Annotated in this window: 17 protein-coding genes; 5 read left to right on the forward strand and 12 right to left on the reverse strand. The window is 63.6% G+C overall.

What is annotated here, in order from left to right; genetic code table 11:
• Positions 1-979 (reverse strand): aspartate aminotransferase family protein (locus tag JQC81_RS25490; RefSeq protein ID WP_203274605.1); only part of this gene is annotated, 979 nt, incomplete at its 3' end.
• 374 nt (positions 980-1353) lie between these two features.
• Between JQC81_RS25490 and JQC81_RS25495 the strand changes: the two genes are divergently transcribed.
• The gene (locus JQC81_RS25495; RefSeq protein ID WP_203274634.1) at positions 1354-1893 is read left to right on the forward strand and encodes a GcrA family cell cycle regulator; all 540 of its coding nucleotides are present in this window, start codon (positions 1354-1356) and stop codon (positions 1891-1893) included.
• A gap of 77 nt (positions 1894-1970) precedes the next feature.
• Here JQC81_RS25495 and phoB read toward each other — a convergent pair whose 3' ends face one another.
• The 8 genes from phoB to JQC81_RS25535 all read right to left on the reverse strand — a co-directional run bounded on the left by phoB (position 1971) and on the right by JQC81_RS25535 (position 9811).
• On the reverse strand, positions 1971-2687 hold the full coding sequence (gene phoB, locus JQC81_RS25500; RefSeq protein WP_203274606.1) for a phosphate regulon transcriptional regulator PhoB: 717 nt from the start codon (positions 2685-2687) through the stop codon (positions 1971-1973).
• A 2-nt stretch (positions 2688-2689) separates the two neighbouring features.
• Positions 2690-3403, reverse strand: coding sequence for a phosphate signaling complex protein PhoU (gene phoU / locus JQC81_RS25505; protein ID WP_203274607.1), 714 nt, complete (start codon positions 3401-3403; stop codon positions 2690-2692).
• 25 nt (positions 3404-3428) lie between these two features.
• The gene (pstB, locus tag JQC81_RS25510) at positions 3429-4247 is read right to left on the reverse strand and encodes a phosphate ABC transporter ATP-binding protein PstB (protein WP_203274608.1); all 819 of its coding nucleotides are present in this window, start codon (positions 4245-4247) and stop codon (positions 3429-3431) included.
• The gene (gene pstA / locus JQC81_RS25515; RefSeq protein ID WP_203274609.1) at positions 4244-5149 is read right to left on the reverse strand and encodes a phosphate ABC transporter permease PstA; all 906 of its coding nucleotides are present in this window, start codon (positions 5147-5149) and stop codon (positions 4244-4246) included. The genes pstB and pstA overlap by 4 nt, the downstream gene beginning before the upstream one ends.
• 10 nt (positions 5150-5159) lie before the next feature.
• A complete protein-coding gene (gene pstC, locus JQC81_RS25520; RefSeq protein WP_203274610.1) occupies positions 5160-6134 on the reverse strand; it encodes a phosphate ABC transporter permease subunit PstC in 975 nt (324 codons plus the stop codon).
• A 36-nt stretch (positions 6135-6170) separates the two neighbouring features.
• A complete protein-coding gene (gene pstS, locus JQC81_RS25525; RefSeq protein ID WP_203274611.1) occupies positions 6171-7214 on the reverse strand; it encodes a phosphate ABC transporter substrate-binding protein PstS in 1044 nt (347 codons plus the stop codon).
• A gap of 179 nt (positions 7215-7393) precedes the next feature.
• Positions 7394-8692: an ATP-binding protein gene (locus JQC81_RS25530; protein WP_203274612.1), complete on the reverse strand. Its 1299-nt coding sequence runs from the start codon at positions 8690-8692 to the stop codon at positions 7394-7396.
• Between the two features lie 57 nt (positions 8693-8749).
• Positions 8750-9811 carry a lysylphosphatidylglycerol synthase domain-containing protein gene (locus JQC81_RS25535; protein ID WP_203274613.1) on the reverse strand — a complete coding sequence of 354 codons (1062 nt, stop codon included), beginning with the start codon at positions 9809-9811 and terminating at the stop codon, positions 8750-8752.
• A 262-nt stretch (positions 9812-10073) separates the two neighbouring features.
• On the opposite strand from JQC81_RS25535, the gene JQC81_RS25540 reads away from it, so the two are divergent.
• Together JQC81_RS25540 and cobU are read left to right on the forward strand one after the other, a co-directional pair.
• Positions 10074-11465 carry a sensor histidine kinase gene (locus JQC81_RS25540; RefSeq protein ID WP_203274614.1) on the forward strand — a complete coding sequence of 464 codons (1392 nt, stop codon included), beginning with the start codon at positions 10074-10076 and terminating at the stop codon, positions 11463-11465.
• A gap of 6 nt (positions 11466-11471) precedes the next feature.
• A complete protein-coding gene (gene cobU / locus JQC81_RS25545; RefSeq protein WP_203274615.1) occupies positions 11472-12017 on the forward strand; it encodes a bifunctional adenosylcobinamide kinase/adenosylcobinamide-phosphate guanylyltransferase in 546 nt (181 codons plus the stop codon).
• A 12-nt stretch (positions 12018-12029) separates the two neighbouring features.
• Here the strand turns inward: cobU and JQC81_RS25550 are convergent, their stop codons facing one another.
• Positions 12030-12884, reverse strand: coding sequence for an ABC transporter substrate-binding protein (locus JQC81_RS25550; RefSeq protein WP_203274616.1), 855 nt, complete (start codon positions 12882-12884; stop codon positions 12030-12032).
• A 368-nt stretch (positions 12885-13252) separates the two neighbouring features.
• Here JQC81_RS25550 and JQC81_RS25555 point away from each other — a divergent pair, with 368 nt between their 5' ends.
• Complete coding sequence (locus JQC81_RS25555) at positions 13253-14410, forward strand: transglycosylase SLT domain-containing protein (protein ID WP_246520658.1); 1158 nt, start codon at positions 13253-13255, stop codon at positions 14408-14410.
• Here the strand turns inward: JQC81_RS25555 and JQC81_RS25560 are convergent.
• Complete coding sequence (locus JQC81_RS25560; RefSeq protein WP_203274617.1) at positions 14365-15690, reverse strand: MFS transporter; 1326 nt, start codon at positions 15688-15690, stop codon at positions 14365-14367. The two genes, JQC81_RS25555 and JQC81_RS25560, sit on opposite strands and share 46 nt — an antisense overlap.
• Positions 15691-15847: 157 nt before the next feature.
• A complete protein-coding gene (locus JQC81_RS25565; RefSeq protein WP_203274618.1) occupies positions 15848-16078 on the reverse strand; it encodes a hypothetical protein in 231 nt (76 codons plus the stop codon).
• 178 nt (positions 16079-16256) lie between these two features.
• Between JQC81_RS25565 and ggt the strand changes: the two genes are divergently transcribed.
• On the forward strand, positions 16257-18011 hold the full coding sequence (gene ggt / locus JQC81_RS25570) for a gamma-glutamyltransferase (protein ID WP_203274619.1): 1755 nt from the start codon (positions 16257-16259) through the stop codon (positions 18009-18011).
• Positions 18012-18024: the final 13 nt, after the last annotated feature.

Consider the following 18024-nt stretch of genomic DNA (forward strand, 5'->3'; position numbering starts at 1 on the left):
GGCCCCGCACGTCCGCGATAACGCCGGGGTGGCGGTCCTTCAGTTCGGCGAGGCGCTGCTTGAGCAGAAGCCCCTTGGGCTCGACCTCCTTCAGGAAGCCAGGCTCCAGAATGATGTCGAGCACCGCGTTGCCCACCGCCATGGCCAGCGGGTTGCCGCCGAAGGTGGTGCCGTGGGTGCCCACCGTCATGCCCTTGGCAGCCTCGGCCGTGGCGAGGCACGCGCCCATCGGGAAGCCGCCGCCGATGCCCTTGGCCACCGCCATGATATCGGGCGTGACGCCGGTCCATTCATAGGCAAAGAGCTTGCCGGTGCGTCCGACGCCGGTCTGGATCTCGTCGAAGATCAGGAGCAGGCCCTGGCTGTCGCAAAGTTGGCGAAGCTCGCGCAGGAAGGCGTTGGAGACCGTGCGGATGCCGCCCTCGCCCTGGATCGGCTCGATCATCAGGGCCGCGGTCTCGGGCCCAATCACGGCTTTCAGGGCTTCGATATCTTCGACGGGAACCTGATCGAAGCCTTCCACCTTGGGGCCGAAGCCTTCCAGGTACTTCGCCTGTCCGCCGGCCGCGATGGTCGCCAGCGTCCGCCCGTGGAAGGCGCCTTCGAACGTGACGATTCGGAAGCGCTCCGGATGGCCGTTCACGGCATGGTACTTGCGGGCCATCTTGATGGCGGCCTCGTTGGCCTCGGCACCAGAGTTGGAGAAGAAGACCACGTCCGCAAAGGTGTTCTCGACGAGGCGCTTGGCCAGCCGCTCCCCTTCAGGGATCTGGAACAGGTTCGATGTGTGCCAGACCTTGGAAGCCTGCTCCGTGAGGGCCTGGACGAGGTGCGGGTGGGCGTGGCCTAAGGCATTGACGGCAATACCGGCCCCGAAATCGAGATATCGCTCGCCATCTCGGCCGAAGAGCCAGGGGCCCTCCCCTTTCTCGAAGGAAAGCTCGGCGCGTGCGTAGGTCGGCAGCAATGGCGATGTCACAGGTTGTCTCCGCCTCCATGGACCCAAAGTCGCACCCGGGTCCGAAAAAGAAAGCGCCGCCCCAGCGGGGGCGGCACGGTCCGGGATTCTACCGAGGTGCAGGACCCTGTCAATTCAAGAGAAGTGAACTGACTCATCACAAGGAATTTTTACCAAAGGTGAGTTCCTTGGGGAAAACGGCAGGGGTTGTTCGGGGACTCTTGCGCCCGAGTCCACCCATCCTGTAACTTCGGGTCAGTCGAGTACATCATTCGTGCGGCGGCAATCACCCTCAGGAGCGACCCTCGCAACGCGGTCGGACATCAAAAATCTGTCCGCGAGGCATCTGGGATTCTGAGTGTTTGAAGGCCGCCTCCGATGGAGGCAGATTGAAAATGATAGATGCGGGCGCAACTTGGACGGACGAGCGTGTCGAGCTTCTCAAGAAGCTCTGGACCGATGGTTTGAGCGCGAGCCAGATCGCCGCCGAGCTTGGCAACGTGACCCGCAACGCAGTGATCGGCAAGGTTCACCGCCTCGGTCTTTCCGGCCGCGCCAAGGATGCCAAGCCCGCCGCCTCGGCCGCCGCAGCCCGCCCCCGCAAGGCCACCCGTGCACCGAGCGCCCCGGCTCCCTTGCCACCTCAGCCGCACATCAACAACGTGGTCGTCGCCCCCATCGCCCTCCAGCCGGTCACCCAGGAGCCGAGCGTCTACGTCGAGGACGACCTTGCCGTTCCGGTCTCCGAGCGCGTGACCATCATGGACCTGCGTGAGTCCATGTGCCGCTGGCCCATGGGCGACCCGACCAAACCCGAATTCCGCTTCTGCGGCGCCCGGTCCATCACGGGCCTGCCCTATTGCACCCACCACGCCCGCGTTGCCTACCAGCCGGTGGCCGACCGCAAGCGCGACCGCAAGCTGGCCCGGGCTTGAACATCACCGCCTTCAAGCAAAAAGGCCGCGCTGATCGTTCCAGCGCGGCCTTTTCTGTTGTCGGGGATCCTTAGGCCTCAGGCCTCCAGCGCATGTTCCTCGCGGGCAAAGGTCTCGTCGAAGGAATAGCCGGCGCCCCGCACGGTACGGATGGGATCGGGCTTGCGCGGCAGGTTGATCGCCTTGCGCAGGCGGCCCACATGCACGTCCACCGTGCGCTCGTCGATATAGACGTCGTGGCCCCACACCGCATTGAGCAGGTGTTCGCGGGAAAAGACGCGACCGGGGCTCTGCATCAGGAATTCAAGCAGGCGGAACTCCGTGGGGCCTAGGTGGAGTTCCTGGCCGGCACGGCGCACCCGGTGGGTTTCGCGGTCGAGCTCGATATCGCCGGCCCTCAGAAGCGTTGCAATATGGGCGGGCTTCGTCCGGCGCAGGAGCGCACGGACTCGCGCCAGCAGTTCCGGCACCGAGAAAGGCTTGACGATGTAATCGTCGGCTCCCGTGGAGAGGCCGCGGATGCGGTCGCCCTCCTCGCCGCGGGCCGTGAGCATGATCACCGGCAGGCGCTCGGTTTCCGACCGGGCGCGGATGCGGCGGCACAGCTCAATTCCGGACAGACCGGGCAGCATCCAGTCGAGCAGAACGATATCGGGCACCTGCTCGCGCAGGCGGATCTCCGCTTCGTCGCCGCGAGACACGCTGTCCACCTCATAGCCCTCGGCCTCAAGGTTGTAGCGCAGGAGGAGCATCAAAGGCTCCTCGTCCTCCACGATCAGAACGCGAGGCCCCATGGTCAGGCTCCCGCCTCGACCGTCGTATCGATGGAACGGTCGTTCTTCGGCCTGTCGATGGCCAGCGTCTCGGCCGTGACGAGGTAGTGGACCGTCTCGGCGATGTTGGTGGTGTGGTCGCCGATGCGCTCAATGTTTTTGGCGCAGAAGAGAAGATGCGTGCAGAACGAGATGTTGCGCGGATCTTCCATCATATAGGTCAGAAGTTCGCGGAAGAGCGAAGTATAGAGCGCATCGATTGCGCCGTCGCGCTTCCACACGTCGAGCGCCTTCGCCGTATCTTTCTGGGCATAGGCGTCGAGCACGTCCTTGAGCTGCGCCATCACCAAATCGTTCATGTGCCGGAGCCCGACCACAATCTTGTGCGGCTGGAAATCGTCGCCGATGGCCAACGCCCGCTTGGCGATGTTCTTGGCCAAGTCTCCGATGCGCTCCACGTCGCCGGCGATGCGGATGGCCGAGATGGTCTCACGCAGGTCAACGGCAAGCGGCTGGCGGCGGGCAATGGTGAGAATGGCGTTCTCCTCGACCTCGCGATGGAGAACGTCGAGGCGCGGGTCGGAGGCAATCACCGTCTGAGCCATGGGCTTGTCGTGGCGAGCCAGCGCGGCGACGGAATCGACCAGCATCTTCTCGGCGATGCCGCCCATTTCGGCGATGCGCTGCCGGAGCCCCTGGAGATCGGTGTCGTAGGAGCTGACGATATGCTCTGACATGGAAGTCCTCCGTGAACCGCTTCGATCAGCCGAAGCGGCCCGTGATGTAATCCTGCGTCTGTTTCTTGGCCGGGTTCATGAACATCTTGGTTGTGGGGCCGAACTCCACGAGTTCGCCCAGATACATGAACGCCGTGAACTGCGAGATGCGCGCCGCCTGCTGCATGTTATGCGTGACGATCACGATGGTGAACTCGGAGCGAAGCTGCTCGATGAGTTCCTCGATCTTGCCCGTGGAGATCGGATCGAGTGCCGAGGTCGGCTCGTCGAGGAGGATCACTTCGGGCTTCTGCGCAATGGTGCGCGCGATGCACAGGCGCTGCTGCTGGCCACCCGACAGGCTCATGCCCGACTGACGCAGCTTGTCCTTCGCCTCGTCCCAGAGAGCCGCCTTGCGCAGAGCCTCCTCGACGCGGCCGTCGAGTTCGGACTTCGGCAGCCTCTCGTAGAGTTTGATGCCAAAGGCGATGTTGTCGTAGATCGACATGGGGAACGGCGTCGGCTTCTGGAACACCATGCCGACGCGGGCGCGAAGCTCGTTCACGTCGATGTTCTGCGAGAGCACGTTCTGCCCGTCGAGCAGGATCTCGCCATCGGCGCGCTGCTCAGGGTACAGGCTGTAGATGCGGTTAAAGGTGCGCAGCAGCGTCGACTTCCCGCAGCCGGACGGGCCAATGAGAGCCGTCACCTGACGGTCGTAGAAGTCGAGGTTGATGTCCTTGAGGCTTCGGAAGTCGCCATAATAGAAATTCAGGTTTCTGACCGCGATGCGCACCGGCGCTTCGGCATTGCCAGCGGCGGCTTTTCCGACGGCGCTGCTCGTGTTGAGGGCAATCGTGCTCATCGGACTTTATCCTTCCTCAGGAGCAGGCGCGCCACGATGGACAGCGCCAGGATCGACATGGTGATGATGAGGGCACCGGCCCAGGCCAGTTCGCGCCAGTTCTCGTAAGGCGAGAGAGCGAACTGGAAGATCATGACCGGCAGGTTCGCGACTCCTCCCATCAGAGTCGGGCTGAACCAGAAATTGTTGTTCAGCGCCGTGAACAGCAGCGGCGCGGTCTCGCCGGCGATGCGGGCGGTGGCCAGCAGCACGCCGGTGACCATGCCGGCGCGCGCCGCCTTCCAGCTGATCTTGATGATGACGGTCGACATGGGCGCGCCGAGCGCGGCACCTGCCTCACGCAGCGATCCCGGAACGAGGCGCAGCATGTCCTCAGTGGTGCGCACGATCACCGGCACGGCGATGATTGCAAGCGCCACGCCGCCGGCCCAGCCGGAATAGCCGCCCATCGGCTGCACCATGAGCATGTAGACGAAAAGGCCGATGAGGATGCTGGGCGCCGCAAGCAGGATGTCGTTCACGAAGCGAATGACTTCCGCGAGCTTCGAGCCCTTGCCGTATTCGGCGAGAAAGGTGCCCGCCAGAACGCCGACAGGCGTCGCCACCACGATGCCGAGAACGGTCAGGATGAGGCTGCCCACGATGGCATTGGCGATGCCGCCACCCTGGGTTCCCGGTCCCGGCGTGGTCTCGGTGAAGACCGCCGGCGACAGGCCGCCGATCCCCTCGACGAGGAGCATGAGCAGGATCCAGCCGAGCACGAAGGCGCCCAGGACCGTGAACAGGGTGCAGATGATCTTGAGAGCGCGGTCGGCCACGTGGCGGCTGCGGCGCACCCGCCCCCATGGCGCGGGGGCAGTTGTGGGTTCTGTTGCCAGCCGATGTTGCAGAACTGTGTCCATCATCGTTTCCTCAACCCACCTTGACCCGAGACACCAGCAGCCTGGCGAGCACGAGCACGGTGAACGTGACCAGGAACAGGATGCAGCCCAGCGCCATGAGGGCGTTCAGCTGCAATCCGATAGCCTCGTTGAACTCGTTGGCGATGCGCGACGCGATGGTCGAGCCCGGATCGAAGAGCGATCCCGACAGGCGGTTCGCGTTGCCGACGACAAAGGTCACCGCCATCGTCTCGCCGAGCGCACGGCCGAGGCCGAGCATGATCGCTCCGATGATGCTGACTCCGGCCTGGGGCACGAGCACATTGCGCACCACCTCCCAGGTGGTGCAGCCGATGCCGTAGGCGCTTTCGCGCAGCACGGACGGGATCTGATCGAGAATGTCGCGTGCGATCGAGGCGATGAACGGAATGATCATAATCGCCAGGATGATGCCGGCCGTCAGGATGCCGACGCCGGAGGGCGTGCGCGCATACAGGATGGTGCCGACGATCGGCATTCCCTCGACGATGTTGGAGACGGGGATCTGCACGTAATTGGCGAAAAGGGGCGCGAAGACGAAGAGGCCCCACATGCCGTAGATGATGCTGGGAACGGCTGCGAGCAGCTCGATGGTCGTGGCCACCGGCCGCTTGAGCCAGGGCGGGCAGAGCTGGGTCAGGAAGATGGCGATGCCGAGCGACAGAGGCACACCGATGACGAGGGCGATCAGCGCCGTCGTCAGCGTTCCGACAATGGCAACCCACGCGCCGTACTGGTCTTCGTTAACGTTCCAGACGTTCGACGTGATGAAGCTGAGGCCGAACTCACTGAAGGCAGGCCAGCCGCCGTAGATCATCGAGCCGATGATTCCGAGGAGCACGATCAGCACCAGAAGGGCCGATGCGAGGCTCGCGAAGCGGAAGATCCGGTCGAAGGTCGGTGGAGAGAACCGGCGAACAGGGGCATCCGTGCTCGAAACGAGACGTTCTTGCGAGAGAGCTACCATTCGCCGATCCGCTATGTTGGTGAGATCAGGTCAGACTTACTGCTTGTAGACCGGCTGGCCCGAGGCGTTCTTGATCTCGCCGGCCCAGGTGGCGCGCACCTGGTCCTTGAGCTGCGCGGGCAGCGGCACGTAGTCGAGTTCGATCGCCATCTGGTCGCCGTTCTTGAAGGACCAGTCGAAGAACTTCAGCGCCTCGGCCACCTGCTCCGGCTTCTCCGGAGCCTTGGGAACGAGGATGAAGGTCGGAGCCGTGATCGGCCAAGCCTCGTCGCCAGCCTGGTTCGTCAGCGAGATGCCGTAGCCGGGAGCCGACTTCCAGTCGGCATTGGCAGCGGCGGCCTGAAAGGTCTTGGCCTCGGGCGACACGAACTTGCCGTTCTTGTTCTGGAGCTGGGCGAACGGGATGCTGTTCTGCTTGGCGTAGGCGTATTCCACGTAGCCGATCGAATTCGGCACCTGCTTCACGAGAGCGGCGACGCCCTCATTGCCCTTGCCGCCCTGACCCACGGGCCACTGCACCGATGCGCCAACGCCCGGTCCGCCCTTCCAGGTCTCGGAGACCTGCGAGAGATAGGTGGTGAACACGCTGGTGGTGCCCGATCCGTCGGAGCGGTAGACTGGGGTGATCGAGGCGTCGGGAAGCTTCACGCCCTGGTTGATCTGAGCGATCTTGGCATCGTTCCACTTGGAAACCTTGCCGTTGAAGATGTCGGCGAGAACCTCGCCCGTCAGCTTCAGCTGGCCGGCGGAAACACCCTGGATGTTGTAGACGGGAACCACGCCACCCATCACGGCCGGGAACTGGATGAAGCCGTCCTTCTGGAGCTCCTCACCCTTGAGCGGAGCGTCGGTTGCGCCGAAATCGACGGTCTTGGCCCGGATCTGGCGGATGCCGCCGCTGGAGCCGATGGACTGATAGTTCAGCCGGTTGCCCGTCTCCTTGTTGTAGGCCTCGGCCCACTTGGCATAGATCGGGAACGGGAATGTCGCGCCTGCGCCGGTGATGTCAGCGGCAGAGGCCGTGGTCGTAAGGCTCGCGACGGCAAGGCCGGCCGCAATGGCGAAGGACATGATCTTCAAGGGTCAATCTCCTGTTCATGCAGTGTGACAGGTGGCTTCGAAAGCCTAAGGCCGCGTCACGCGATGGGACAGCTAGGCCCGACGGATGTCTCCTCTACGACAGTTGGATGACAATTACATGACACCCCTTCAGGATCCCTTGGAACGTCTCATTTTCTGTCCTGGGGAAAATTGCCCGATCAGGAGCGGGCCTCGGGCAATGTCACGGTGAACCGCGCCCCTTGGCCTGGCTCGCTGGTGATGTCGAAATGGCCCCGGTGGCGATTGACGATGTGCTTGACGATGGCGAGGCCCAATCCTGTCCCGCCCTTGTCGCGGCTCTGCGCCACATCGGCCCGGTAGAACCGCTCCGTCAGGCGCGGCAGGTGCTCGGGCGCAATGCCCGGTCCGTAATCCCGAACGGTAAATGTGACATGCGGCCCCTGCTCGCCATGGGAGGCCCCGATGCTGTCAATCTCCACGTCCACCCTGCCACCGCTCTCGCCGTATTTCACGGCATTCTCGATCAGGTTCTCCGCCACGCGCAGGAGTTCGTCCCGGTCGCCGCGCACCAGGATAGGCTGCCCGGACAACTTGGTCTGGATGACCACGCCCCTCTCACGGGCCATGGGCGACAGGGTTTCGACCATCTGGGCCGCGATGGAGGCGAGATCGACATTCTGGGTCGGCGAGAGATGGGCCCGCATCTCGATGCGTGACAGGGACAGGAGATCGTCGATCAGGCGCTTCATGCGCTGCGCCTGCCCTTTCATGATGTCGAGGAAGCGCTCCCGGGCCTTCACATCGTCACGGGCGGGGCCCTGCAGGGTTTCGATGAAACCGAGCACCGAGGCCAGCGGGGTGCGCAGCTCATGGCTTGCATTGGCCACGAAATCGGCCCGCATGGCCTCAAGGCGGCGGGCCGAGGTGAGATCGCGGAAGAACAGGACGACCCCGGCCTGAACCCCTGTGCCGGGCGCATCGGCCTGGAGGGGACCGATATGGACCTCGAAGGTGCGCTCGGTGGGAACCCGTTCCGAATATTCCACCTTCAGGGGCTCGCCTTTGTCCAGAACCCTCTGGATGCCGTCGAGCACGTCGGGGCTGCGGAGTGCAAAAGACAAAGGGTGTCCGGTCTTCAATCCGCTCAGGAGCCCGTAGGCGGCCTTGTTGGCCTCGATGACCACGGCGCGCTGATCCACCAGAATGACCGGGTCGGGGATCTGGGCCAGGACCGCCTCGGCAACGCTCGATTGCTGGGGTTTGCTGGGCTGCGACCGAACTCCGACCCCGAGGCTGCGCTTCGGGCTGGCAACCATAAAGCCGGCGATGATGGCGATGGCAGCCCAGAACAGAAGCCAGGCATCTCCACTGCCCCGGACCAGCGCGACCACCACCATGACGAAGCATGTGACCACTGCGGCCCGCAGGGCTGCATCACGCAGAAGCGTGGCGCCCTGGATTTTGGATTCCGGCCTCGGATCGTCGGGATCGCTCATGGAACGGGAGGTCTCGAAGGGGTTGCCCGCCTTCTTTAAGGCAGGCGCCGGCAGGTGTCATCTCCCGCCAAGCTCCACCCCGGCGACCTCGTCCTCATCGGGCTTAAAGGAGAGCCGGGCCGCCCGGATGCGGTTGCGGATCTCGTAGCCGCCGAGAAGCGCGAGAGCGATCACGAAGGGAATGAGGTAGTAGCACAGGCGGTAGAGAAGCAGCGCCCCCAGGACAGGCTCGCGCGGATAGCTTGAGAGGGCGAGAAGAATCGTCGCCTCGAAGACGCCCAAGCCGCCCGGCGCATGGCTCGCCACTCCTAGCATGACGGCAAAGATGTAGACCGCCACGAAGGTCTCGAAGTTGAGACCATGCCCGCCCGGCAGGAGCACGAAGAGAACGCCCGCACCGGCGCAGACATCGGCTGCGCCGATCAAGATCTGCGCAATCGACAGGCGAAAGCCCGGGAGCTCCAGCTTCCAGCCCTGAATCTTGACGGAGCGGCGCTTGAGCGAGACCCACACCAGGTAGGCAGCGACGAAAACGGCAGCGCCCAACCCGACGAGCTGGTTCATCCAGATATGGGTGTAGACGAGGCTTGCCAGCTCGTCGGCCTTGCTGATCAGGCTCCAGGCGAGCACGAGGGCCATGCCAAGCCAGAAGGTGACGCCGGCGATCACGGTGAGGCTTGCCACCCGTCCGGGCTTCACGCCCTTGGGCGAGTAGATCCAATAGCGGACAGTTCCAGCTGTGAGCAGCGGGAACCCCAGGGTGAAGCTCACCGCATAGCTCGTGAAGGAGGCGAGCGCCGTGGTGCGGTAGGGAATCTGCAGCTTGAGCTGGCGTAGCGCGATGGCGTCGTAGCATGTCAGCAGGCCGTAACTGATGGCGGTGAAGAGCACCGCCAGTCCGATCTGTCGAAGGCTCGCGGCCGTGAACGCGGATTTTAGCTCGTTGACGTCGATATCGGATACGATGTGCCAGAGAACGACAAGCGAAGCGCCGAACAGGAGAATGCTCGCGGCCATCCCGATCCAGGCAAACCGACGGGAGCGGCGCTCCTTCGGATGCAGGGCCTCGGCAGATGACATCTCCGGTGGGGGCACCGGCTTGGGACTCATATCGTTCATGAAAACCGTCAATCAGCCTCAGCGTAGGAAAGGCCGCATGATATGCGCGGGCTGTCCTGCATCTAGGCGCTGGCGAGGAGAACCGCCAGACGCAGGCGGCCTTTTAATGGTTTCGCCGGACTGGCGCTACTCTTTGCGCTGAGAAAATGCACATTGGGGCGGATGTGGGTTGTCAGCCTCGAAAAAGGCCTACAACAATGCTTGCTTAAGCGAAGCCGGTTTGTGAGTGACTTTGGCCCTGTGGATGGCCCGGGAGTTCTGCGTGGATTTCAAGGATACAGAAACCCAGTATGCCGTTCTGGCGGAGTCCCTGCCCCAACTCGTCTGGTCATCTCGACCGGATGGATATGTCGACTATGTCAACCGCCGCTGGCGTGAATATACAGGCCGGTCAGGCGAGCAGATCCTTGGCGACGGATGGCAGAGCTCCGTTCATCCAGATGATCTGCCTCAAGTTCAGGACCATTGGAAGCGCTCCCTCGAATCCGGACAGGCCTACGAATGGGAACACCGGATCAGGAGCGCCGCCGGAGATCACAAGTGGTTTCTGAGCCGTGCGATCCCGATCCAGGACCTCCCTGGGCAGATTACCCGCTGGTTCGGCACAAGCACCAATATCGATGAGCAGAAGAAGAACGAAGAAGCCATACGGATGCTTGAGAGCCAATATCGCCTGGCTCTCGAGGCTGCCCATCTCGGAACCTGGCAGATCGATCTCGATAACCGCCAGATCACCTGGGATGAGGAAAGCTGCGCCCTCTACCGCATTCCTCACAACGGGTTGTATAGCCTTCCGCTCGAAGATGCCTTGAACATGATCCATCCCGAGGATCGGGAGGACGCGAAGGCGCGGATCGCCGCCGCCACCTCGCCGGATTCGGATGGCAAATACGACAACCGCTACCGGGCGCAGCTTCCCGACGGGAGCCTGCGCTGGTTCCGCTCCCACGGACGGGCCCTTCACGTGCACGACGGCGGCACGCGCCGTGCCGTCAGCCTTTATGGCGTGATCAGCGACATCACGGAGCGCCAAGCCCTCGAAGAGGCCCAGAAGCTCCTGACCAGGGAACTCAATCATCGCGTGAAGAACCTGTTCGCCATCGCGAACGGCATGGTGTCGATGACCGCTCGCACCGCCAAGGACCCCAAGGACATGGCGACAGCCCTGAGGGGGCGGCTCAGCGCCCTGTCGCGAGCCCATGAACTGGTCCAGCCGGCCTCCATAGCGGAGCCAGGCTCCGGCACCGATGTCGAGCTCTCCCGCCTGATCGAGGCTGTGCTCGAACCCTACAGGCAGTCAAGTCAGAACAGGATTGTCATTGAAGGCCCCAGCGTTGCCGTGGGGTCCAATACAACGACGAGCCTTGCCCTGGTTCTGCATGAGCTTGCCACCAATGCTGCCAAATATGGCTGTCTCTCCTGTGCGGAGGGCGAGCTTACCATCCGCTGGACGCTCGAGGGCGATGACGTGAGCCTCCTCTGGACCGAAAGCGGGGGACCGACAATTGACGGCCCTCCAGGCTTCGAAGGATTCGGCACGCAATTGTCCCAGAGGAGCATCGCCGGGCAGCTCGGCGGGACCCTCGAGCGGGAATGGCGGCCGGAGGGCCTGCGCGTTCATATGATCATGCCCCTCAACCGGCTGAGCGCCTGACCGGCCATGCCCTCCTACCGTCGCGTCCTGATCCTGGGCGGAGCGCGCTCCGGCAAGAGCCGCACTGCCCTGCAGCTTGCCGAGCAATCGTCATCACAACGGATCTATGTGGCGACGGCGCAGGCCTTCGACGATGAGATGCGCGAGCGCATCGCTCTCCATCGCCAGGAGCGCAACCATTCCTGGCAGACGGTGGATGCTCCCCTGGAACTATCGCAGGCCATCCAGGCTCAAACGCGTCCCGAGAAGGTCGTGCTCGTCGACTGCCTGACCCTCTGGCTCTCCAACATCGTGCTCGCCGAGCGCGACCCGTCCCGCGAGGCCGATCAGTTGATCGGCACGATTCGGGAGGCCCAGGGCCCCCTTATTTTGGTGTCGAACGAAGTGGGCCAGGGCATCGTGCCGTCGACCCCTCTTGGGCGGTCCTTCCGCGACGGGCAGGGGCGCCTGAACCAGCGGATCGCGGAAGCCTGCGATGCGGTCGTCTTCGTGGCCGCGGGCTGCCCGATCCTGCTCAAGCCGGCCCCTCCCCTGGATCTGAGATTGGCCTGAGCACGGCCGCTTTCAGGGCAGCTTAGCCCTCGCTTCAGCTGACAAGGCCTCGATCATGGCAGGCGTCGAGGGGCCTCCGCAGATCGTGAGACGCCCTGGAAGGGCCAGGCGCCGCCCGTGCGGCACGGCGACCGCCAGTGCGGGATGGGCGAACAGGGCCGTGCCGTTGTCGATCGCCTGCTGCGATCCTGCATCCACGAGCATGACGTCCGGGGGATCGGTGATAATCGCTTCCAGGCGCACAACGCCTCCGCTCATTCGGCCGAGAACGTCCTGGTGCAGGGTGAAGCCCATCTGCATCAGAACTTCGCTCAAGGGCGAACGGGCAGCCGTGACCCACCCTCCCCGCCCGTAGACCAGAATGCTGCGCTCTCTCGGGACAGTACCCTTGGCCTGATCCAAAGCTGCATCGATGCGGGCGATCAGGGCCTCACCGCGATGCGCATGGCCGAGCCTATTAGCCAGAAGCCGGATCTGCTCACGTCCCTCCGCCAGCCCTGTCCAGGGACCAAGCTGGAGAACGTCCAAGCCTTGCCGCTTCAGAACGGCTACCCGGTCCTGTTGGCCATAGGTGCCCGTCAGCACGAGATCGGGCCTGCTGAACAGAAGGGCCTCCGCTCCGCCCTCGTTCAGGGGCAGACCTTCTGCCTGCCCGGCCAGGAACGAAATCGACGGGTCGCGGGCAAGCCGGCTCAAGGATGCGATCTGCTGGCGATCGGCCAGTGCCAGCAGCAGCTGGTCCGTGCAGAGGTTGAGGGAGGCAACCTGCTGCGGCTTCGGTTGAGCCACGGCCAGAGAGCCCATCCAAAGGCAGCCGATCAGCAAGGCCCCTCCAATACCGACACCTTGGCGAAGCAGTGACATCATCGAAGCTACCTGTGAGACATGTTTTCTGGATGCTGCGGTTTCACGATCAAAGCAGGCGGCATCACGCCATGGCAACCTGAGCAATTTCCTAGGTGCGGCGGAATGACCCGCGCATCATAGTTAATCTTCAGCCCTTAGCGCGTCTTCGCTGTAATTTCTTTGAGAACACACGAGTTCTTTGGAGATTATCCCCCTTATCCGGATAGTTGCAAAAGGTCGCACATGGGAACAAAGTCCAAATTCACCGTTAAGCTGACCCATTCTGGACATATCTGACACGCACATACTCATCTCACTTGAACGAAGAACAACCGCAAACCTGTCGCGGCGCGGCAGTAAAGCGGCGCATTTCTAGGGGGCTTCTTCATATGCAAATTGCTCTGACGGCGTCTCGCGACGCATGCCAGCAGAAGGCTGTTTGCCTCGACTTCGAGCAGCACAGCGGCGATCAGGGCCGGTGCACGGCCCAGAAGCGTCCCACCCTTCAGGGAGGTCAGACCCTGCTCAACCTGACGAAGATGCTCGGCCTCGGCGCCTGCATGACACTGGCTCTCGGCACCGCCGCCATGCCCCAATCCGCCTCCGCCATGGAGCAGAAATCGGCTCTTCCGGCGGCGTTCGATGCCGGCGAGAAGGCCATCAAAATTCCGGCTCAGCACGGTGGCACGTTTGCCATGCAGGCAGGCGATGCCGCTCCGGCGGACCCGCTGGAAGCCATCGTGGCTGTGGCGTCGGCCGAGGCCAGCCAGGCCGATCTGCAGAGGCAGATCATCCTGACCATCCCGTTGACCAATCCGACAACCCGGGCAGGCAGTGAAGATGACAAACCCGTCTCGCGGGAACTCACGGATTACATGGAATTCGAGGAAATGCGCGTGCCCGTGTGGATCGTGGATACGATCCTGCGCGCCTCCAAGATGACCGGCGCCGACCCCGTCTACATGATGGCTCTTGCCGACAAGGAGTCGAGCTTCCTGCCGGGCAACAAGGCCTCGACATCCTCGGCCGTAGGCTTGTTCCAGTTCATCACGAGCACATGGCTCGAGGTGGTGCGCTCCTTCGGGCCTGCCCACGGCTTGAATGCGGAAGCGCAGGCAATCGAGCGGATCGACGGCAAGCTCACCGTGTCGGACGAGACCATGCGCGAGCACATTCTCGGGCTGCGCCGCAATCCTTATATCTCGTCCCTCATGGCAGCCGAGATGATGAAGCGCGACAAGGCAAAGATCGAGACGAGGCTTGGCCGCAAGCTCAATCGTTCCGAGTTCTACATGTCCCACTTCTTCGGCGTGGACAGTGCCAGCAAGTTCATCGCCCTGGTGGACGACACGCCCAAGAAGAGCGCACCCGCCGCCTTCCCGGCCGCGGCGAAGTCGAACAAGTCGCTGTTCTTCACGAAGGACGGCAAGAAGACCCGCCAGCTCAGCGTGGCCGAGGTCTACGGCAAGATCGACGACATGATCGATAAGCGCCTCAACCGCTATGGCGACGTCTCGACCCGCGTGGCCGGGGACCTTCCCTTCTGATCGGACCCCTCGGCCTCCTCGCTCGGGTCCGGGTGAGGAGGCTGGGCCTCCCCTGTGTCGCGTTCCGCCCGCGGCGCCAAGCCAGCCGATGCGGAACTCGTGGGGGCGATATCGGCAAAGCCGCCTTTAGCCGGCGGGCGCTGCACCCGGATGATCCGCATCACGATGAAGGCCGCGAGCCCTAAGGACGCCAAGGTCGCGTAGATGAAGAGCCCCTGAGGTCCGAGAACCTCCATGGCCACTGCCCCGAACAGGGGGCCGACCGTGACCCCGGCCGCCCAGGAGAACAGGAGGGTGCCGACGGTAGAAACGATCTGCCCCGGATCGACGATATCGCAGGCATGGGCCACGCAGACCGAGTAGATGCACAGGGCGAGGCCACCCCAGGCCGCAAACGACCACAGGATCAGCAGGTTCGCATTCTGCGCACTGGCCCAGAGGATCAGGAGCGACACCAGGCTCGTCCCTAAGGCCAGGCCTGCAATCACGTAGCGCCGGTCGGCACGGTCGGAGAGCCATCCGAGCGGCCATTGCATCGCGAGACTTCCCGCCTGCAGGGCGAAGAGAAGCGCCGCAGCCTGATCCTGGCTCAACCCGATGCTGACGCCGAATACCGGCGTGATGGCGATTACCGGCCCGTTGACGAGACCGACCACGAAGGCTCCGACCACCGCTGACGGGGCCGTGGCAAACAGCTTCCGGACTTCGATGCGCACGCCCTGCGGTGCGCTCGGCTCAGTCGTGGTCGTCGCCGCAATGGGGAGAAGCGAGAGCGTGATCAGCGCGCTCACGGCCATGAACAGCCCGTCGGTGCGAATATCGCCGACGCTGATCCCGAGGGGGGACAGCATCAGGGCGACCTTGGTGCAGATCATGTAGATGGAAAGGATCCGCCCGCGATGGCTCGACGTGGCCCGAGCGCTGATCCAGCCGTCAGTGACGGTGAAGATGCAGGCGAGCGTGATGCCCGTCAGCCCGCGCAGCAGGATCCAGGCAAAGGTCGAATGAGCCTGCGTCATGGCCAGGATCAGCACGGACACAACAGCCGCTAGGCTGGCGAAGGCCCTGATATAGCCCACATGGCGGATGAAGCTCGGGGCGAGGAAGCAGCCCGTCGAGAAGCCCACGCCATAAGCCGCCGCTACGACGCCGATAGAGGTGACGGAAATGCCCTCCGCCTGCATGCGCAGTGGCATCAGAGCCTGCAGAAGACCGTTCCCGGCCTGCAGGAGGGTCGTGGCGGCCGTGATGGTCCAGATCAGAGCAAGGGAGGAGTTCACAATCGAATCGACAATGCGGGGCGGCAGGCGCGAAGGTCACCAAGATAGAGAGCAGGTGACGCCCAAGATCAAGAGTCGATCCGATTCTGTGACGGTCTTTGGTCAGTTGGCATGCCCGGCCCCTTGGCCGGACACGCTCGCTGTTGCGCACAGGAGCCTACTGGCTCTGCCGGTCCTTCTGAAAGCTGGCGAAGAGGTAGAAGCCGTTGAACCGCACGCCTTCCATGGCGGCTTTCCGGTCGAAGCCCAAGGGAGCATCTTGGCTCTGGACTCGCCCACCGAACTGCCAGTTCGGCTCCACGACGAAGGGAGGAACGGTGCGCTCCTCAGGAACGGCACAGACAAGGCCATCCAGTTTCGTACTTCGGAACAGATTATATGCGTACATGTCCTGCTCCTTTTCTCATGACGAATCGTATCCTGCCCGACAACAGTGACAGGAGTGTGATATTGCAGCGCAGCATCAGCAGAATTTCTTCTCTTTCGGTGCCGAATGGAAGTGGCGCAAAGGGATGATCCTTTGTTAGGCTCGCCCTGTTTGACGGAATAGTCAGGGAGCGCGCCGAATGATCACTCAGAGCACCCTTCGCCGAGGCCTCATGGGTCTTGGTCTCCTGGCCGGCCTGCCCTTTGCGCCGCTTGCCTTCGCTCAGGCGGTTGCCCCATCTCCCGAAGCACCGACCGGTCGCACGTCCAAGTCGGTCGGCACCGCCACGAAGGACATGGTCGCGGCCGCCAATCCCCTGGCGGCGCAGGCCGGCCGTGAAATCCTGGCCGCAGGCGGCAGCGCGGTCGACGCAGCCATTGCGGTTCAGCTGGTTCTCAACCTCGTCGAGCCGCAGAGTTCCGGCATCGGGGGCGGCGCCTTCATGGTGTTCTGGGACGGCCGGACCATGGCAGCACTCGATGGTCGCGAAACGGCGCCCGCTGCTGCCAAGCCCGAGCGCTTTCTCGGACCCGACGGCAAGCCGATGAAGTTTTACGATGCTGTGGTGGGCGGCCGCTCCGTCGGCGTGCCTGGAACCCTGCGCCTGCTCGAGATGGCTCACAAGAACTGGGGCAAGCTGAGCTGGCAGCAGGTGATCGAGCCTGCGGCGCGCCTGGCTGAAGAAGGCTTCGCCATCTCGCCGCGCCTCAACGGCTTGCTGACCCAGGAGAAATACCTCCAGAACGATCCGGTGGCGCGCGCCTATTTTTATGAGGCCGACGGCAAGCCCAAGGCGGTCGGAACCGTCCTGAAAAACCCGGCCTTTGCCAGGACGCTGCGCACCGTCGCCGAGAAAGGGGCAGAGGCCTTCTACACCGGCGAGATCGCCCAGGACATCGTGGCGACCGTGACGGGGCACCCGACCAATCCCGGCGACATGACCCTCGATGATCTCAAGGGCTACAAGGTGCAGGAGCGCGAAGCCCTGTGCGGCAATTATCGCATCTACAGGATCTGCGGTATGGGCCCGCCGAGCTCCGGCCAAGTCGCCGTGCAGCAGATCATGGGCGTCCTGGAAACCCAGGACATGGCGGCGATGAAGCCCGGGCCTGATGCGGTGCATTGGTTCGCGGAAGCAGGCCGCCTGGCCTATGCCGACCGCGCCCTCTTCCTGGCCGACCCGGCCTTCGTGAACGTTCCAGTCAAAGGCCTGACCGATCCCGGCTACATCAAGAGCCGCGCCACCCTCGTCGATCCGAACAAGTCCATGGGTAAGGCCAAGCCCGGCGACCCGCCGTTCCAGAAGACCTTCCTCTGGGGACCATCGGACGGCATCGAGTACGGCACGAGCCACATCTCCATCGTCGACCGCAACGGCAATGCCGTGTCCATGACCACCACCATTGAGGACGGGTTCGGCGCGCGGATCATGACGAAGAGCGGGTTCCTGCTCAACAACGAGCTGACGGACTTCTCGTTTGCTACGACGGAGGAGGGCAAGCCCATCGCCAACCGCGTCGAGGCCGGCAAGCGTCCGCGTTCGTCCATGGCGCCAACCATGGTGCTCGACGGCAGCGGCAAGCTCTATGCGGTGGTGGGCTCGCCGGGCGGAAGCCTCATTCCCAACTACGTGGCCAAGACGCTCGTGGGCATCCTGGACTGGAAGCTCGATCCGCAGGTCGCCGCCGATCTGCCCAACATGGGCAGCCGCAACGGGCCGACGGAGCTTGAAGCCGGCACCGAAGCGGAGTCCTGGAAGGCGGCCCTCGAGGCCAAGGGCCATGAGGTCAAGCTGATCGACCAGAACTCCGGCATCCATGCCATCGTTGTCACGCCGGCGGGGCTCGTCGGCGGCGCCGACAGCCGCCGCGAAGGCGTTGCCATCGGCAATTGACATGTCATTGGAA

This window comes from Microvirga arabica, from assembly GCF_016811235.1.
Lineage (GTDB): Bacteria > Pseudomonadota > Alphaproteobacteria > Rhizobiales > Beijerinckiaceae > Microvirga > Microvirga arabica.